The 16,481-nt window shown below is 72.1% G+C and carries 17 protein-coding genes; 11 read left to right on the forward strand and 6 right to left on the reverse strand.

All coding sequences use genetic code 11. From position 1 onward, the window contains the following. The first annotated feature begins 53 nt into the window (after positions 1-53). Both GA0074692_RS07125 and GA0074692_RS07130 read left to right on the forward strand, forming a co-directional pair. On the forward strand, positions 54-884 hold the full coding sequence (locus tag GA0074692_RS07125; RefSeq protein ID WP_091640608.1) for an SPFH domain-containing protein: 831 nt from the start codon (positions 54-56) through the stop codon (positions 882-884). Beyond that, complete coding sequence (locus GA0074692_RS07130) at positions 853-1,890, forward strand: mechanosensitive ion channel family protein (protein WP_091640610.1); 1,038 nt, start codon at positions 853-855, stop codon at positions 1,888-1,890. Before GA0074692_RS07125 ends, GA0074692_RS07130 begins: the two co-directional genes overlap by 32 nt. A gap of 18 nt (positions 1,891-1,908) precedes the next feature. On the opposite strand, the gene GA0074692_RS07135 is transcribed toward GA0074692_RS07130, so the two are convergent. Then, positions 1,909-2,328 (reverse strand): YchJ family protein, encoded by a 420-nt coding sequence (locus GA0074692_RS07135; RefSeq protein WP_091640612.1) that lies wholly within the window; start codon positions 2,326-2,328, stop codon positions 1,909-1,911. A gap of 77 nt (positions 2,329-2,405) precedes the next feature. Here GA0074692_RS07135 and rnhA point away from each other — a divergent pair, with 77 nt between their 5' ends. Then, positions 2,406-2,906, forward strand: coding sequence for a ribonuclease HI (gene rnhA / locus GA0074692_RS07140; RefSeq protein ID WP_091640614.1), 501 nt, complete (start codon positions 2,406-2,408; stop codon positions 2,904-2,906). A gap of 115 nt (positions 2,907-3,021) precedes the next feature. Here rnhA and GA0074692_RS07145 read toward each other — a convergent pair whose 3' ends face one another. Next, complete coding sequence (locus GA0074692_RS07145) at positions 3,022-3,255, reverse strand: hypothetical protein (protein ID WP_091640617.1); 234 nt, start codon at positions 3,253-3,255, stop codon at positions 3,022-3,024. A 64-nt stretch (positions 3,256-3,319) separates the two neighbouring features. Next, positions 3,320-3,607, reverse strand: a complete 288-nt coding sequence (locus tag GA0074692_RS07150; protein ID WP_091640620.1) for a hypothetical protein — start codon at positions 3,605-3,607, stop codon at positions 3,320-3,322. A 710-nt stretch (positions 3,608-4,317) separates the two neighbouring features. On the opposite strand from GA0074692_RS07150, the gene GA0074692_RS07155 reads away from it, so the two are divergent. The 5 genes from GA0074692_RS07155 to GA0074692_RS07175 are packed head-to-tail and all read left to right on the forward strand — an operon-like array spanning position 4,318 to position 11,281. Next, on the forward strand, positions 4,318-7,125 hold the full coding sequence (locus tag GA0074692_RS07155; RefSeq protein ID WP_091652856.1) for a beta propeller repeat protein: 2,808 nt from the start codon (positions 4,318-4,320) through the stop codon (positions 7,123-7,125). A gap of 28 nt (positions 7,126-7,153) precedes the next feature. Continuing rightward, a complete protein-coding gene (locus GA0074692_RS07160) occupies positions 7,154-8,005 on the forward strand; it encodes a carbohydrate ABC transporter permease (protein ID WP_091640623.1) in 852 nt (283 codons plus the stop codon). Next, complete coding sequence (locus GA0074692_RS07165; RefSeq protein ID WP_091640626.1) at positions 8,002-9,327, forward strand: ABC transporter substrate-binding protein; 1,326 nt, start codon at positions 8,002-8,004, stop codon at positions 9,325-9,327. Before GA0074692_RS07160 ends, GA0074692_RS07165 begins: the two co-directional genes overlap by 4 nt. After that, entirely contained in the window at positions 9,324-10,376 is a 1,053-nt protein-coding gene (locus tag GA0074692_RS07170) for an ABC transporter ATP-binding protein (protein ID WP_091640629.1), read from the forward strand. The genes GA0074692_RS07165 and GA0074692_RS07170 overlap by 4 nt, the downstream gene beginning before the upstream one ends. A 35-nt stretch (positions 10,377-10,411) precedes the next feature. Then, entirely contained in the window at positions 10,412-11,281 is an 870-nt protein-coding gene (locus tag GA0074692_RS07175; RefSeq protein WP_091652859.1) for a carbohydrate ABC transporter permease, read from the forward strand. Between the two features lie 137 nt (positions 11,282-11,418). Here the strand turns inward: GA0074692_RS07175 and GA0074692_RS07180 are convergent, their stop codons facing one another. Continuing rightward, positions 11,419-11,763, reverse strand: coding sequence for a hypothetical protein (locus GA0074692_RS07180; protein ID WP_141725188.1), 345 nt, complete (start codon positions 11,761-11,763; stop codon positions 11,419-11,421). Between the two features lie 116 nt (positions 11,764-11,879). Next, the gene (locus GA0074692_RS07185; protein WP_091640634.1) at positions 11,880-12,383 is read right to left on the reverse strand and encodes a MarR family winged helix-turn-helix transcriptional regulator; all 504 of its coding nucleotides are present in this window, start codon (positions 12,381-12,383) and stop codon (positions 11,880-11,882) included. A 108-nt stretch (positions 12,384-12,491) separates the two neighbouring features. Here GA0074692_RS07185 and GA0074692_RS07190 point away from each other — a divergent pair, with 108 nt between their 5' ends. The 3 genes from GA0074692_RS07190 (at position 12,492) to GA0074692_RS07200 (ending at position 15,603) form a co-directional block, all read left to right on the forward strand. Beyond that, positions 12,492-13,055 carry an NADPH-dependent FMN reductase gene (locus GA0074692_RS07190; protein WP_091640636.1) on the forward strand — a complete coding sequence of 188 codons (564 nt, stop codon included), beginning with the start codon at positions 12,492-12,494 and terminating at the stop codon, positions 13,053-13,055. A gap of 211 nt (positions 13,056-13,266) precedes the next feature. Then, complete coding sequence (locus GA0074692_RS35280) at positions 13,267-13,950, forward strand: restriction endonuclease (protein WP_091640638.1); 684 nt, start codon at positions 13,267-13,269, stop codon at positions 13,948-13,950. Positions 13,951-14,013: 63 nt separating this feature from the next. Next, positions 14,014-15,603, forward strand: a complete 1,590-nt coding sequence (locus tag GA0074692_RS07200; protein ID WP_091640640.1) for a glycosyltransferase 87 family protein — start codon at positions 14,014-14,016, stop codon at positions 15,601-15,603. A 136-nt stretch (positions 15,604-15,739) separates the two neighbouring features. Here the strand turns inward: GA0074692_RS07200 and GA0074692_RS07205 are convergent, their stop codons facing one another. Next, the gene (locus GA0074692_RS07205; RefSeq protein WP_091640642.1) at positions 15,740-16,459 is read right to left on the reverse strand and encodes a TetR family transcriptional regulator; all 720 of its coding nucleotides are present in this window, start codon (positions 16,457-16,459) and stop codon (positions 15,740-15,742) included. Between the last annotated feature and the right edge of the window lie 22 nt (positions 16,460-16,481).

Genomic DNA, 16,481 nt, shown 5'->3' on the forward strand with positions numbered 1-16,481 from the left:
GCAACGGGTAACCGCCGGCCCGGGGAACGGGGACCGCCGGAACCGGAGGGGACATGGGAGCCGTCGTCGTCGGCCTGGTCATGCTCGCCGTCCTGGTGACGGTCCTGCTGGTCGCGAGCGTCCGGGTGGTCGAGCAGCACCAGCGCGGCGTCGTCTTCCGCTGCGGTCGGGTGCGGGACCGGGTCCGCCAGCCCGGCCTGCACCTGATCGCGCCGGTCGCCGACCGGATGGTCCGGGTCAACGTGCAGACCGTGCTGACGTACGTCCCCGCCCAGAGCGCGATGACCCGGGACAACGTGCCCCTCACGGTCGACGCGGTCGTCCGGCACCGGGTGGTCGACCCGGTGCGGGCGCTGGTCGACGTACGCGACTACCCGTCCGCCCTGCTCCAGGTGACCCGGACCGCCCTGCGGTCGGCGATCGGCGGCGCGGACCTCGACGCCGTCCTCGGCGACCGGAAGCGGATCGACGCCGAGCTGACGGCCGCCGTCGACGCGTCGACCGGGCGGTCGTGGGGACTGTTGATCGAGCGGGCCGAGGTCGGGGAGGTGACCCTGCCCGCGTCGACGCGCCGGTCCCTGTGCCGCCTGGCCGAGGCGGAACGGGAACGCCGTGCCCGGGTGACCGCCGCCGACGGTGAGGTCCAGGCGTCGCGCCGGCTCGCCGAGGCGTCCCGGGCGATGGCCGGCACGCCGGGGGCGTACCAGCTACGGCTGCTCCAGACGATGGCCGACATGACCGGGAAGGGGAGCGGGGTCCCGGCCACGGACCGGGGGGACGGGTGTCCGCGGCCCGTCGAATGGGTAGAGGCGGATTCACCACGCTGCCCCTACGACGTGAGGAACACCGAGAATGACCCAGAATCCCGGCGACGCGATCGGTGACGCGATCCGCGCGGCACTGCTCTTCCTGCCGAAGGCGCTGGCCTTCCTGGCAATCCTGGTGGCCGGCTGGCTGATCGCCAAGGCGATCCGGAAGATCGTCGCCCGGATGCTGGAGCGGGTGGGCTTCGACCGGATGGTCGAGCGCGGCGGGCTCCGGACCGCACTGGCCCGCTCGCCCTACGACGCCAGCGGCATCGTCGCCAAGCTCGCCTCCTTCGGAGTGCTGCTGCTCACCCTCTACCTCGCCTTCGGCATCTGGGGACCGAACCCGATCTCGGACCTGATCGGCGGGATCATCGCCTGGCTGCCACGGGCGTTCGTGGCCATCGTCATCGTCGTGGTGGCCGCCGCGATCGCCCGCGCGGTCAAGGACATCATCGGCAGCGCCCTGGGCGGGCTCTCGTACGGCGGGATCCTCGCCAACGTCGCCTCGGTCTTCATCCTGGGGCTCGGCGTCATCGCCGCACTGAACCAGGTCGGCATCGCCACGACGGTGACCACTCCGGTGCTGATCGCCGTCCTGGCGACCGTCGGCGGCATCCTCGTCGTCGGGGTCGGCGGCGGGCTGATCCGCCCGATGCAGGCCCGCTGGGAGTCCTGGTTGAGCCGGGCGGAGCAGGAGTCGCGTACCGTCGCGGCGCACACCCGCGCCTACCGGGCCGCCCGCGCCGACGCCGCCCGGCGGGCGGCTCCGCCGGCCACCCCGGCCGACGTGCCCGCCGCCACCGCCTCCGAAGCGGACCAGGACGCGGAGGCCACCACCGCCTTCCCGCGCCAAGACGCGGAGGCCACCGTCATGTTCCCGCGCCAGGGCGGGGAGGCCACGGCCGCCGCTCCCCGGCAGGACGCGGAGGCCACCGTCATGTTCCCGCGCCAGGACAGCGACGCGACGGTACGGATCCCACCACCGTCGCCGGACGGCGGCACCCCGACGCCGCAGCCCCGCCAGGACCCCGACGCCACCGTACGGATCAGCCCGCCCGCCGAGGGTGGCACGAGCCGCTGACGGGGGCTGGCGGGGGGATCACTCCCCGTCAGGCTCCCCGTCGAGGTAGACCCACTGCCCGTCCTCGCGACGGAACCGGCTGCGTTCGTGCAGCGTGCCGGGACGGCCCCGGTCCCGGTAGTGGGCCCGGAACTCCACCGTGCCAGTGGCGTCGAAGAGGCCGCCGCGTTCCGTCGCGAGCACCTCGAGGCGGGTCCACCGCAGCCGGTGGTCGAGGGTCAGCCCAGCCGGGCGGGTACTGGAGTGCCAACTGCGCAGCAGGTGGTCGACGTCGCCGACGGCGAAGGCGGAGAACCGGGACCGCATCAGTGCCTCGGCCGTGGCCGCGCTGGTCTCCGCGCGGTGCACCGGACCGCAGCACTCCCCGTAGCCGCGTCCCGTGCCGCACGGACACGCGGAGGTGTCCGTCGTCTTCCGTGCACCGTCACGTCCGCCCACCGCGCCATTCTGGCCGACCGTCCCGCCCCGCCGGACACCGGGCGTCGGTGCGCCCGGCGGGCGGTAGGTTGCCGGACATGGTGGAGACGACGGTCGACCCGGGTGGGGCGACGACCGGCCGGGTCGTGGAGATCTGGACCGACGGGGCGTGCAGCGGGAATCCCGGGCCGGGCGGTTGGGGCGCGGTGCTGCGCTACGGCGCCCACGAGCGGGAGATCAGCGGAGGCGAGCCGACCGCGACCACCAACAACCGGATGGAGTTGATGGCCGCCATCCAGGCCCTGGAGAGCCTCACCCGCCGGGTCACCGTACGGATCCACACCGACAGCACGTACGTGCGCAACGGCATCACCGGCTGGCTCGCCTCCTGGAAGCGCAACGGGTGGCTCACCGCCGCCCGGCAGCCGGTCAAGAACGCCGACCTGTGGCAGCGGCTGGAGGCCGCCTGCGGCCGGCACGAGGTGACCTGGCACTGGGTGAAGGGGCACAGCGGCCACCCGGAGAACGAGCGGGCCGACGCGCTGGCCAACCGGGGCATGACCGAGGCCCGGGCCGCCGGGCGCAGCGGGGCACGCTGAGCCGCTCCCCGAGCGCGGACCGGGGGGCGGCCCGTTCAACGCGAGCAGGGTGGCCATGCCGAGTCGGTGAGCCCGGGCCGGGCCGGTCCCGCGCCTTCCGACGGTTGGCGTGCGGCTACTCGTACCGGGCCGGGTCGGCGCTGCCGGAGACGTCGTCCACGTCGTACCCGGCCCGACTGGTCGTGGTCGCGGGCCGTCCCTCGCCGGGGACCGGGGGACCGGCGAGGTCGTCCCCGGTGTCCTCGGTGCTCCGCAACGAATCCCCCGGCGGCCGTAGCGATGCCTCGAACGCGGTGGTGCCGTCCGGTTCGTCGGTGGCCGCGCGATCCCTGCGCTCATTCGTGCTCATGCCGCTCTCCTGCCCACGCCGTGTCGGCGCAAACGTCGACCAGCCGGCCCTCGGCGGGCCGCCGTCAGGGCTGCCGCCGGTCGTCGATCTCGGTGTCCTGTTCGCCGGGACGGGCACCGATCGCCTCCTCGGCGGCCTGGCCGTCGGTCGCCGTGTCGCCCAGGTCGAGGTCGCTGCGGGGCATGTTGTCGACCCCGGTCACCGTACCGGTGCCCCGCCGGGGACCGGCCTCGCGGGAGTTGCCGGTACGGCCGGGGCGTACGCCGGTCGCGTCGATCCGCCCACCGGCGGTCTCGCCCGGCAGGTGGTCGGCGCGGGAACGGGCCACCCGGCCAACGTTGTCGTCGCTCATCTCACCCTCCGTCCGACTTCGGGGTACGCCGACCTTCCGGCGACGCCACCCGACGAGGTGATGCGCATTCCCGAGGCCCCGGCGCGGAAACCCCGGGCTGCCCGGGAATCGGCTCATCGCCGTCGCCGCGCTGGTCATCGGGGAACGAAGAACCAAAAGGATGACAACCGAATCGCGTCGTCATTGCATGGTGTCGATCGCGATACCAAATCGTTGCCGATGTATGACAACCAATCCCGCTGTTACCGGACCGATTCATTCGGTGCCCGGAAATGGCATTAACGTCGGTGGTGGGAACCGGCTCTCCCGAGTTCCCGGGGCAGGCCGATCGGAGGAGGCATCGGCCTGCCCCGGGGCGCAACGAAAGCCCCCCGCCCCCCGCCCCCCGCCCCCCGGCCCGCCCTCGTCGATCATGGACTTTGGGCACCTCTCAAACCTCGCCATCGCCACAAATTGGGCGCCACAACTCCATGATCGACGAGGGGTGGGGGGTGTGCGATCTGGGGATAGTTTTCATAACGGTTTGGCATGCGGCAGCCCTGCCGCACCTGCTCCCACCTGCGTCGGGGCGGTCCCGGTGGCTGGGTGACCGGAACGTCACCGCTGGTCGGGGGATTGTCTGACGAGATCAGCTCTGGGATCCTCCACCTCGGACGCTGCCAGTGACGGCCGCCAATCCGGCGTCGATCCGGCGGCAGGAGGGACCCCTCGTGAAGCGCAGACGTCGCCACCTATTCGTAGGACTCGCGGTCGCGGCCCTGGTGGCCACGACCGGTGCCGCCGGCATCCACCTGTCCGGTGCCGAGGTCGCCCCCGTCGCTGCCGGTGGCGGGGAGGTGCCCGGCCGGTTGGGCGCCCATCTCCAGCAGCTGCACCAGTCGGTGCCGGGCAACACCGGCATGGCGCCCGAAGGCCCCGGGTACGCCGCCCAGCAGGAGTTCCTGGAGCGGGCCTACCCGGCCGACAGCATCAGCATCGCCCAGATGGACCGGTCGAAGGACGCGTACGCCAAGGCCGAGCGGCGGACCGACGCGGCAGCGCGCGGCCGTACGCCGGGCACGTGGACGAACGTCGGCCCGAGCGAGGCCCTCTACCCGTTCACCGAGTTCCGCAACTCGTCGAACTACGTGCCCAACGAGTACATCGCCGGTGGCCGGGTCACCTCGATCGACATCGCCCCGGACTGCAAGCCGCTGCTGTGCCGCGCCTACGTCACCCCGGCCGGTGGCGGCGTCTGGGGCACGCTGAACATCCTCGCCCCGCAGCCGAACTGGATCTACCTCGGCGGCCCGCTCGGCATCAACGCCGCCGGCGCGGTCGTCATCGACCGTAACGACCGGACCGGCCTGACCGTCTACGTCGGCACCGGTGAGGCGAACACCTGCGCCTCCGGCTGCGTCGCGGGCGTCGGCCTGTACAAGTCCACCAACGGTGGCCTCACCTGGCAGGGCCCGTTCGGCAAGGACTCCCTCGCCGGCAAGGGCATCGGCGAGATCACCATCAAGCCGGGCGACCCGAAGACCCTCTACGTCGCCACCACCACCGCGCTGCGCGGCATGTCCAGCTCCTGCTGCACCGGGGTGACCCGGCCGGTGCCGGACGCCGCCAAGTGGGGCCTCTACAAGTCCACCGACGGTGGCAAGCGGTGGACCTTCCTGCACAACGGCTCGGCCAACGCCACCGAGTGCACCGGCAGCGCCGCCGAGTACAACAACACCACCGCCTGCTCGCCGCGCGGGGTCCGGCACGTCAAGCTCGACCCGCACGACCCGCAGGTCGTCTACGCCTCCTCGTACGCCCGGGGGGTCTGGCGTTCGCCGGACGGCGGCGCGACCTGGACGCAGATCAAGGACTCGCTGAACCGGGCCATGTTCCAGACCCGCCCCGCGATCGACGTCACCGCCCTGCCGAACGGCAAGACCCGGATGTACGTCTACGAGGGCAACATCGGCAACCCGTACTCGCGGCTGTTCCGTAGCGACGACGCGGCCGGCGCGGCGGCGAACTTCACCACCCTGACCAGCTCGAACCCGGCCGACCCGGGCTTCGCCACCTACAACCAGTGCACCGGCCAGTGCTGGTACGACGTCTTCGTGCACACCCCGAAGGGCCACCCGGACATCGTCTACACCGGTGGGTCCTACTCGTACGGCGAGACCGTGGCGAACAAGCGGGCGGTGGTCCTCTCCACCGACGCCGGGGTCAGCGGCACCGACATGACCTTCGACGGCACCGACGAGGTGCACCCGAACGGCATGCACCCCGACCAGCACGCCCTGGTCACCCACCCGGGCAACCCGTACCAGTTCTTCGAGGCCGGCGACGGCGGCCTGGTGCGCTCCAGCGGCCAGTTCGTGGACCGGTCGGCGTGGTGCGACAACCCGGACCGTGGCCTGGTCACCGACGCGCAGAAGGCCCGTTGCAAGCAGATGCTCTCCCGGATCCCGACCAAGCTGGACGGGATCAACAAGGGCATGACGACGTTGCAGTACATCAGCCTCTCGGTGAGCCCGCACGACCACACCCTGTTGCAGGGCGGCACCCAGGACAACGGCACCTGGGAGAACAAGGGCCAGCGCAAGCAGTGGGTCAACACGATGATCGGCGACGGCGGCGCGTCCGGCTTCGACGTCGGTCGGTCCGAGTTCCGGTTCCACACCTTCTACGACGCCACCCCCGAGGTGAACTTCGCGAACGGGGACATCGGTAACTGGATCTCGGTCTCCGACCCGATCTTCGGCCACGCGGGCACACTCTTCTACGCCCCGCACATCAGCGACCCGAAGGTCAGCGGCACCATGTTCGCCGGCACCGGGCGCACGGTCTACCGGACCAAGACCTTCGGTCTGGGCGACCGGAGCATCGAGGAGGCCAACCGGATCTGCAACACCTGGACCGGCACCTACGAGGATGTCTGCGGTGACTGGGCGGAGCTGGGCACCACCCGGCTCACCGACGCCGCCTGGGGCGACCGGGCCGGCGGCGCGGTCTCGGTGATCGAGCGGGTCGCCAGCAACACGTCGACGGCGTACGCGGCCACCAGCACCGGCCGGGTGTTCGTCAGCCACAACGTGGACGCCGAGCCGGCGTCGGCGGTGACCTGGACCCGGATCGACACGGCGACCACCCCGAACCGCTTCGTCACCAGCATCCACGTCGACCCGGCGAATCCGAACCGGATGTGGGTCTCGTACAGCGGCTTCAACTCGAACACCCCGGCCACCCTCGGGCACGCGTTCGAGGTGACCGTCGCCGGTTCCGGGGCCACCTGGGCCGACCGGTCGTACGACTTCGGCGACCAGCCGGTCACCGACCTGGTCCGCGACGACGTGACCGGGGACCTGTACGCGTCCACCGACTTCGGCGTGCTGCGGCTGGCCAAGGGCAGCACCAGCTGGGTCAAGGCGGCGGCCGGCATGCCGAACGTGGAGGTCGCCGGCCTGACCGTCGTTCCCGGCAAGCGGATCCTCTACGCCGCGTCGCACGGGCTCGGCGCCTGGCAGCTCACCCTCGGCTAGGCGGTAGACGATCATCGGTGACAACCGGGTGAGGGGCCGCGGACGCGGCCCCTCACCGCTGCCCGAGGGTGCGCTGCGGATCTGGCGTACCCTCGGCGCCGCCTTCGTCCTCCTGGTCTTCGTACCCCCGCTGGTGCTGCTGGTCTCCGGCTCGCTGACCGAGCCCGGCCTGCCGCCGTCGCCGACGCCGCAGCTCGTGCCGGAGCCGGTCGCCACCGTCGGCTACCAGCAGGCCGTCGAGCTGGGCGGGTTGCTGCGGGCCTCGCTCAACTCGGTCCTGGTCGCGGTGGTCGCCGTGCCGTTGAGCGTGCTGGTGGCCTCGCTGGCCGGGTTCGCGATGGCCCGGCTCGCCCCGCGTACCACCGCCACCGTGCTGGCGGCCTCGCTGGTGGCGCTGATGGTGCCGGCGACGGCTCTGCTGGTGCCCCGCTTCGCGATCTTCCGGATGCTCGGCCTGACCGACACGTTGGTCCCGCTGGTCGCCCCGGCCCTGGTCGGCACCTCACCCCTGTACGTGCTGGTCTACTACCTGGCGTTCCGGGCGCTGCCTGCGGAGCTGTACGACGCCTGCCTGGTGGAGGACCTGAGCCCGGTGCGGACGTGGTGGCGGATGGCCCTGCCGATGGTCCGCCCGGTGACCGCCGGCCTGACCGCGTTGACCTTCGTGCTCACCTGGTCCAACTTCCTCGACCCGCTGGTCTACGTATACGACCGCGACCTGTTCACTCTGCCGCTGGCGCTGCGCTCGCTGTCGGTGCTGGACCCGACGAACTTCCCGGTGTTCCTGGCCGGCGCGGTCGTCGCCACGGCGCCGGCGCTGGTGGTGTTCGTGCTCGCCCAGCGGCGTTTCCTGCACACCCCCGACCGGAACGGACGATGATGCGACCGAAGGCGCTGCTCGCGCTGCTGCTCTCCACCGTGCTGCTCGCCACCGGGTGCGGTGCCGGCTCCGGCGCGTCCGACGGCGGCCCGGTGCGGCTGCTGGTCTTCGGTGCGCCGGAGGAACTGGCCGCGTACCGGACGCTGATCGACGCGTACGAGAAGAAGCATCCGGACGCCCGGGTGCAGCTCGTCGAGGCCAGCGACCGCAAGGACCTGCTGGCCCGCCTGGCTACCTCCGTCGCCGGGGGCGCCCCGCCGGACCTGTTTTTGATGAACTACCGCTTCTACGGCCAGTTCGCCGCCAAGAACGTGATCGAGCCGCTCGACGACCGGATCGCCGCCTCGGAGCAGCTCGACCCGGCCGACTACTACCCGGTGGCGATGGACGCCTTCACATGGGACGGCCGGCAGCTCTGCCTGCCGCAGAACGTCTCCAGCCTGGCCGTCTACTACAACCGCACCCTGTTCCAGAAGTACGGCGTGGCGGAACCGAAGGCCGGCTGGACCTGGAACGACATGGTGCAGACCGCCACGATGATGACGCGCGCCGCCAACGGGGCGGTGATCAAGGGCACCGAGAGCGAGGGCGCGGCGCTGCTCCCGGCGGTGCACGGGCTCGGCGTCGAACCGTCGATCATCCGCCTCGCCCCGTTCGTCTGGTCCGCCGGCGGGGAGATCGTCGACGACCCGGCGAAGCCGACCCGGTTCACCCTGGACAGCCCGGCGGCCCGGGAGGCCCTCAAGAACCTGGTCGACCTGCGCCTGGCGTACGGGGTGACGCCCACCGACCAGGAGGTGGAGGCCGAGGACGACGAGTCCCGCTTCGCCAACGGCCGGCTGGCCATGCTGATGACCTCCCGACGGGCCACCACGAACTTCCGCACCGCCACCGGCTTCGAGTGGGACGTCGCCCCGCTGCCGGTGTACGGCAAGCCGGTGGGGGTGCTGCACTCCGACGCGTACTGCATGCCGAAGGGCGCGAAGAACCCCGACGCCGCGTGGCGGTTTCTGGAGTTCGCCATCGCCGAGGAGGGGCAGCGGATCATCGCGGCCACCGGGCGTACCGTCCCCTCCCATGTCGGGGTGGCGAACTCCCCGGCGTTCCTCGACCCGGCGCAGCCGCCACGCAACGCGAAGGTCTTCCTGGACGCCATCCCCACGGTCCGTGCCCTGCCGACGGTGTCCACCTGGCCGGAGATCGAGGACGTCAGCTACGGCATCCTGGAGAACGCCATGTTCCGGGGGGACCGGCTCGACGACGTGGTCCGCCAGCTCGACACCGAGACCCGGCCGATCTTCGCGAGGGGCGAGCACGGGTGAGCACGGCGGGTCTCGCCCTGGCCGGTGTGTCGGCCGCCTACCGGGGCGCGGAGGTGCTGCACGCCGTCGACCTCGAGGTGGCGCGGGGGGAACTGCTGGTGGTGCTCGGTCCCTCCGGGGCGGGCAAGTCCACCGTGCTGCGGGTGGTGGCCGGGCTGGAACCGGTCACCGCCGGACGGGTGTCGATCGCCGGCCGCGACGTCACCGCCCTGCGTCCGGGACTGCGCAACGTCTCCATGGTGTTCCAGTCGTACGCGCTCTTCCCGCACCTGACGGTCGCGGAGAACATCGCCTTCGGCCTGGAGGTACGCGACGTGCCCCGGTCGGCGGCCCGGGAGCGGGCGCGGGCGGCGGCCGAGACGGTGGGCTGCGCCGGGCTGCTCGGCCGCCGGCCGGGTCAGCTCTCCGGCGGGGAACGGCAGCGGGTGGCGCTGGCCCGCGCCCTGGTCCGCGAACCGGACGTGTTCCTGCTCGACGAACCGCTGTCCAACCTCGACCAGGCGCTGCGGGTGGAGATGCGCGCCGAGCTGCGCGCCCTGCACGACCGGCTCGGCGCGACCATGGTGCACGTCACCCACGACCAGACCGAGGCGCTGGTGCTCGCCGACCGGATCGCGGTGCTCCGCGACGGCGGGGTCGAGCAGATAGGCACCCCGGACGAGATCTGGCGGACCCCGGCGAGCGTGTTCGTGGCCCGGTTCGTCGGGTCCCCGGCGATGAACCTGCTGCCGGCCGGCGGGCCGTTCACTCCGCCCGGTGACGCCCCGACGGCGGCGGCCGGCGGGGACCGGCTGCTCGGGTTCCGGCCGGAGGCGGTCACCCTGGCCGATCCGACCGACGACGTCGGCGTCGCCGCGACGGTCGAGCGGGTCGAGGTGGTCGGCGAGGACGCCTACGCCTACCTGACGCTGCCGGGCGGACACCGGGTGGTCGCCCGGGTCGCCGCCGCCCGGCGACCCGGGGCCGGCTCGACCGTCCGGGTCACCGTGCGCTGGGCGGACACGCACGTCTTCGACGCCGCCTCCGGTCGACGGCTCGGCACGGCGTGAGCCCCGACACCCGCTCCCGGCGGCAGTTGCGGCTGATGCTGGCGCCGTACCTGGTCGGGCTGGTCGGCCTGGTGCTGCTGCCCGCCGCGATCACGCTGGTGCTCGCGTTCACCGAGTACGACCTGCTGCGTGCGCCGGCCTTCGTCGGGTGGGACAACTTCACCGCGCTGGTCGACGACCCGGTGTTCCGGGTGTCGCTGACCAACTCGCTGGTGTTCGCCCTGGTCGCGGTGCCGCTACGGCTGCTGTTGGCGCTCGGTCTGGCGCTGCTGCTGCACCGGCGTGGCCCGGCCGTCGGCTCGGCCCGTACGGCGGCTGTGCTGCCCACGGCGGTCCCGGAGATCGCGTACGGGCTGCTCTGGCTCTGGCTGCTCAATCCGCTCTACGGCCCGATCAATCAGGTGCTCCGGCTGGGCGGGGAGAACGGGCTGACCGTGTTCGGGCGGACCCCGCCGCAGTGGCTCACCGATCCGACCGACGCCCGCGCCGCGATCGTCCTGATGAGCCTGTTCACCATCGGGGAGACCTTCGTGGTGCTGCTCGCCGCCCGCCGGGCGCTCCCCGCCGACGTGTACGAGATGGCCGCGATCGAGGACGCCACCGGCTGGGACGTGTTCCGCCGGATTACCCTGCCGCTGATGGCGCCGGTGCTGGGGTTGCTGCTGATCCGGGACGCGATCGGCAGTCTCCAGTTCTCCTTCGTTCCCGCGTTCGTGGTGACCGACGGGGGACCGCCCCCGTACGCCACCACGTACCTGTCGCTCTTCGTCTACCGCAACGCCTTCGAGTACCTGCGGTACGGCTACGCGGCGGCGGCGACGCTGGTGATGATCCTGCTGACCGTGGCGGCCGTGGTGGTGCAGTGGCGGCTGATCCGCCGCTACCGGGGCTTCTACCAGCTCTGACCCGCCGGGCCGCCCGCACGGCGGTGCCGGTCGACGTGGCGGGCGTTGCCCGGGACGGACGAATCCGGGCGGGAGTGGTCCCACCCGGATTCGCATGACTGTCCGCCGTTACGGCGGCGTAACGGTGCCGTGGACCGTTACGGCGTGGCCCGCTGGCACGTGACCCGCTGGCCCGCCTCGGTCCGGCCGGTGGGGTCGGCGACGACGACCCGTACGGCGTAGGTCTGACCCACCGTGCACCGCTGGGCCACGGAGGTCAGGTCGTCCCAGGCCGGCCGCTGCATGTTGTCGACCGACCACCGGATGGTCACCGGCCGCTCGGCGTCCGCGTAACGCACGTCGCAGGAGAGAACGGCGGTTTCGGACTCGCAGTGGAGCCCGACGGTCGGGGCGGCGGCGGCCGGGACGGTCGAGGCGAGCGAGGCGCCGATTCCGAGGACGACCGCTGCGGCGAGTGCCCCGGACCGGAAAGAGAACGACAACGGCATGACGAGACCCCTTTGAATGATGGTGATTCGTCTTCCGTCGCCCGACGGCGACAACACGAAGCGTAGGCGATACATCGATGTCTGTATATAGGTTGCGCGCTCGGGTGAGGTCAGGTGGGGTCGGCGTCCGGGCAGGGCGTTCCGGGGCAGGGGACGTCGGTGGCGAAGCGCTCGAGGGCGGCGGTGAACGCCGCTAGGTCGCCCGCGCGCAGGTGGTCGAAGACGTGTCGCCGTACGCTCGCCAGGTGTGTCGGCCAGGCGTGCCGCAGTCGGTCGAAGCCGGCGTCGGTGAGCACGGCGTGGTAGCCGCGCCGGTCGTTCGGGCAGCGTTGCCGGCGGACCAGGTCCTGCGCCTCGAGGCGGTCGACGATCCGGCTCATCCCACTCATCGACAGCGCGCCGCCGGTGGCCAGGTCGTTCATCCGTAGCCGCCGGTCGGGGGCTTCGGAGAGGAGCCGGAGCACGGTGTACTCGCTCATCGACATGCCCTGCTCCCGTAGCAGGTCCGCGTCGAAGGCCCGGGGGACGGTGATGATCGTCCGCGCGAAGGCGCGGAGGAATGCCTCCTCGTTGGCGGTCAGGGGACCCTGCTGCGGCGTCTGCTCGGTCGTCACGCTCCCCACCCTACTTGTTTGACAAAACAAGTATTGGCCGGTTTGCTTGACGCGGCAAATACGAGGTCGGTTCCATCCGGCCGCTCCAAGTGCTCAGGAGTCTCCTTCATGACACGCATCGGGATCATCATCGGCAGCACCCGGCCCGGCCGCAACGGCGAGCAGGTGGCGAAGTGGGTCTTCGACATCGCCTCGCGCCGGGACGACGCCGAGTTCGAGCTGGTGGACCTGGCCGACTATCCGCTGCCGCACCTCGACGAGGCGATCCCGGCGTCGCTCGGCCAGTACCAGCAGGAGCACACCAAGCGGTGGGCTGCCAAGATCGCCTCGTTCGACGGCTTCGTCATCGTCACGCCGGAGTACAACCACAGCACCTCCGGCGTGCTGAAGAACGCCATCGACTACCTCTTCGCCGAGTGGAACAACAAGGCCGTCGGTTTCGTCTCCTACGGCTCGGCCGGCGGCGCGCGGGCCGTCGAGCACCTGCGGCTGATCGCCGGTGAGCTCAAGATGGCCGACGTGCGCCAGCAGGTCGTGCTGTCGCTGATGACCGAGTTCGAGAACTACAGCGTCTTCAAGCCCGGCGACTACAACCTGCCCGCGGTGGACACGCTCCTCGACGAGGTCGTCGCCTGGAGCAAGGCGCTCGCCCCGCTGCGCGCCACCGCCTGACCCGCTTGCCAGCCCGGGAGCGGGGCCGCCGCCGGCCTCGCTTTCGGGCGGTACGGCGTACGTCGACTACTGCGGCGTTGACGACATCCGCGCTGGCTACGTGCGTCAACGACATTCCGAGGTGACGGGTTGCCGACAGTAGCGCCTCCGATGGCGCTGGGTTGTCGTACCCCATGGGGAAACTGAGGGCTCCTCGACCCCGGGAGCCGCCATGCCTCGTGTCCGGTCCCACACCCGCCGCAACGGTGTCCGGGTTCGTGCCCACGACCGGCGCCGCTCCTCGCGGCGCCCGGCGTCCGGCGGACCTCCGGCCGCTCTGGTCCTCGCGGGGCTGGGTGGGCTGGCCGCGCTCGCGGTGCTGGTGGACCTCGTCCGGCGACACCCGTACTGGGCCGCGTTCGTGGCGTTCCTGCTGGTGGCCGGGGCAGTGGCGGCGGCCGTCCTGGTGGCGCGGGTACGGTCGCGGCAGCGCGCCGAGCAGGCCGAACGGGACCGGCTCATCGCCGCGACCGACATGATGACCGGAGCGCAGTTCGAGCAGTGGTTCGCCCGGCTGCTGCGCGGGTCCGGCTTCTCCGACGTCCGGGTCTGCGGCGGTGCCGGCGACCGGGGTGCCGACATCGTGGCAACTGCTCCCGACGGCCGCCGAGTGGTGGTGCAGTGCAAACGGCACAGCACCACCAACCGGGTTGGCAGCGCGGCGATCCAGCGGTTCGCCGGCACCTGCCGGGCGGTGCATGGCGGCGAGCTGTGCATGATCGTGACAAACAGCTTCTTCACCAGCGGCGACGGCCGACAGCTCGCCCGACAACTCGGTATCGCCCTGGTCGACCGGGACGCGTTGGAGGTGTGGGCCCGCGTCGGCGCGCCCCCGGCCGACCTGCTGCGTCGATAGTGGTAACGGGCCGGCCGCGTCGGGCCCGGGGAATCCACGTGGGACGGTTCGTAGAATGGCCGGATGCGGAGTCGTGCGGCGGGATCGCTCTGGCTGCTGTTCGCGGTGATCGCGGTCGGATCGTCCGTGCTGGTGCTGCGCCGACCCGCCAACGATCGTCTGTCGGACCTGCGCATCTACCACGGGGCCGTGCGTCACCTCGCCGACGGTGGGGCGCTCTACGGGTACGTCGCCGAGAACGGCGGCCCGTTCACGTATCCGCCCTTCGCCGCGCTCGTGCTGTGGCCGATCGGGCTGGTGCCGGAGACGGCCGTCAGGCTGGTCTGGCTGGCGATGACCTGCGCGGCGGTCGCCGTCATCGCCGGCGCGCTCGGGCGGGCCGGGGTGTTCCCCGCCGGGTGGCGACACCTCGCCGTGCCGGCCACCGCCTGCGCGCTGCTGCTCACCGCCCCGGCCCAGAGCAACCTGCGGTTCGGCCAGGTGAGTATCTTCATCGTCCTGCTGGCGCTGGTCGACGGGTTGGGGCTGACCCCCGCCCGGTTCCGGGGCACGCTGGTCGGGCTGGCCGCCGCGGTCAAGCTGACGCCGCTGCTCTTCGTGGTCTTCCTGCTCTTCTCCGGCCGGTACCGGGACGCCGGCCGGGCCGTCGCCACCTTCGCCGGGTGCGCGCTCGTCGCCGCCGTGGTCCTGCCGGCAGAGAGCTGGACCTTCTGGACCGGCACGATGCTCGACACGTCCCGGATCGGCAACCTCGCCTCGCTGGGCAACCAGTCGGTGCACGGGATGCTGCTGCGCGTCGGGGTGCCCGCGTCGGCGTTGCCGCTGTGCTGGGCCGTACTGGTGGCGGTGATCTGTGCGGTGGCCCTGCTCCGGGCCCGGCGTCTGCACCACGAGGGCCGGTCGGCGCACGCGGTGGTCCTGGTCGGCTGCGCGACGGTGGCGGCCTCCCCGGTGTCCTGGACGCACCACCAGATCTGGCCGGTGCTGGCCGCGATGCTCCTGGTCGGGGCGCGAGGGCTGGTGCAGCGGGTGGCCGGCGGTGTGCTGCTCGCGGTCATGACGCTCTCGCTGGGCGTCCTGCTCAGCCGGGTCTCGCCGACGCCGGGGGTGCAGTTCCTGTTCGAGAACGCGCGGGCGCTCGCCGTCGTGGCCCTCTGCCTGGCCGGCTTCGGCGGGGTCGCGGTGGTGGCGGCCGGTGCCGACCGGTCGGCGGTCCGGAGCCCGGGTTGGCGGCGGGTGGCCGTCGCCGGGCTGGCGATGGTGGCGTTCTTCGCGGTGCAGCCGTTGCCCGCCGGTGCCGATCCGACGTTCAAGGCGTACACCCGCACGGACGTCGACAACCCCCGGTACTTCTTCGTCTGCCGCAGCGAGCGGCAGTGCGGCGAGTTCGGGGCGACCGGCCGGCCGATCACCTTCGGGCTGGCCACCGAACGGACGAAGGTACGGGTCAACGGGGTGGTCGACGACACCGTGTCCCGGCTGGAGTACCGGTCGGCCCCCGGCGGCCCGCCCCGGGTCATACCGCTGGTCGAGGCGTATCCGGGGCAGCGGCTGTTCTCGTTCCGCAGCGCCAGCCTCGCGCACGGCCGCCTGGTCGCGTACGGCGTCGACGGTGCGCCGATCGCCACCTACACCCAGTTCCAGTCCGGGTAGCCGAAGCCGCGGAAGGCCCCGTGCCGTCCGCGCGGTCGCCGGCTCGGGCAGCGGCCGACTCGACCAGTCCGCCGTAGGTCCGGTCGATGGTCGGCTGTCTCACAACCGTCTCAGAACTGTCGCAGAAACCGTCTCATTAATCGGGGTCCAGGTGTCGGTAGACGGTGGCCCGGGAGACGCCCAGCGCCGTGGCGATCTCCTCCACCGAGTGCCCGCCGGTCGCGTGCATCCGGCGGGCGGTGGCGATCTGACCGCCGCTCATCGCCCGGGGCCGGCCGGGTCGGCGGGGGCTGGCCGGTACGGCGGGGGCGTCCGGGCCGTCCAGCAGCCGGTGTACCCCGTCGAGCATGTCCGCGCGTAGCACGTCCGGCGGGACGTCGGCGAAGAAGACCACCGGGTCCGAGCAGGCCGCGATCGCCTGGGTGGCCCGGACCCGGCCGCGTCGGTCGGCGTCCGGCCCGGCGACGATGTCGTTGGCGCGCAGCGCGATCCGCACCAGCCGCTGGTACGTCGGCCCGCGCGCGACGAGCGTCATGTCGTGGAAGAGCATGCCGAGCGGCCGGCGGTGCGCGAGCATGGTGTCCACGAACCCCTCCAGCAGCATCCACCGGCCGCGCCCCGGCGGTAGCTGGCCGGCGGCCTCCAGCAGCGCCTCCAGGTCGGCCAGGAGCGGCTCGACCAGGGCTGCGAGCAGGTGTTCCTTGGTGGGGAAGTGGTACAGGATGGCCGCCTTGGTCAGTTGCAGCCGCTCGGCGATCTCGCGCAGCGCGGTGCGCTGGTAGCCGCGTACCGCGAACAGGTCCAGCGCGGTGCGCAGGATCCTGCTCCGGGTGTCGCCCGACTCCTCCGTATCCACGACGGCCAGCGTAGCGCCGGCT

This window comes from Micromonospora pallida, assembly GCF_900090325.1.
GTDB classification, from domain to species: Bacteria; Actinomycetota; Actinomycetes; order Mycobacteriales; family Micromonosporaceae; genus Micromonospora; species Micromonospora pallida.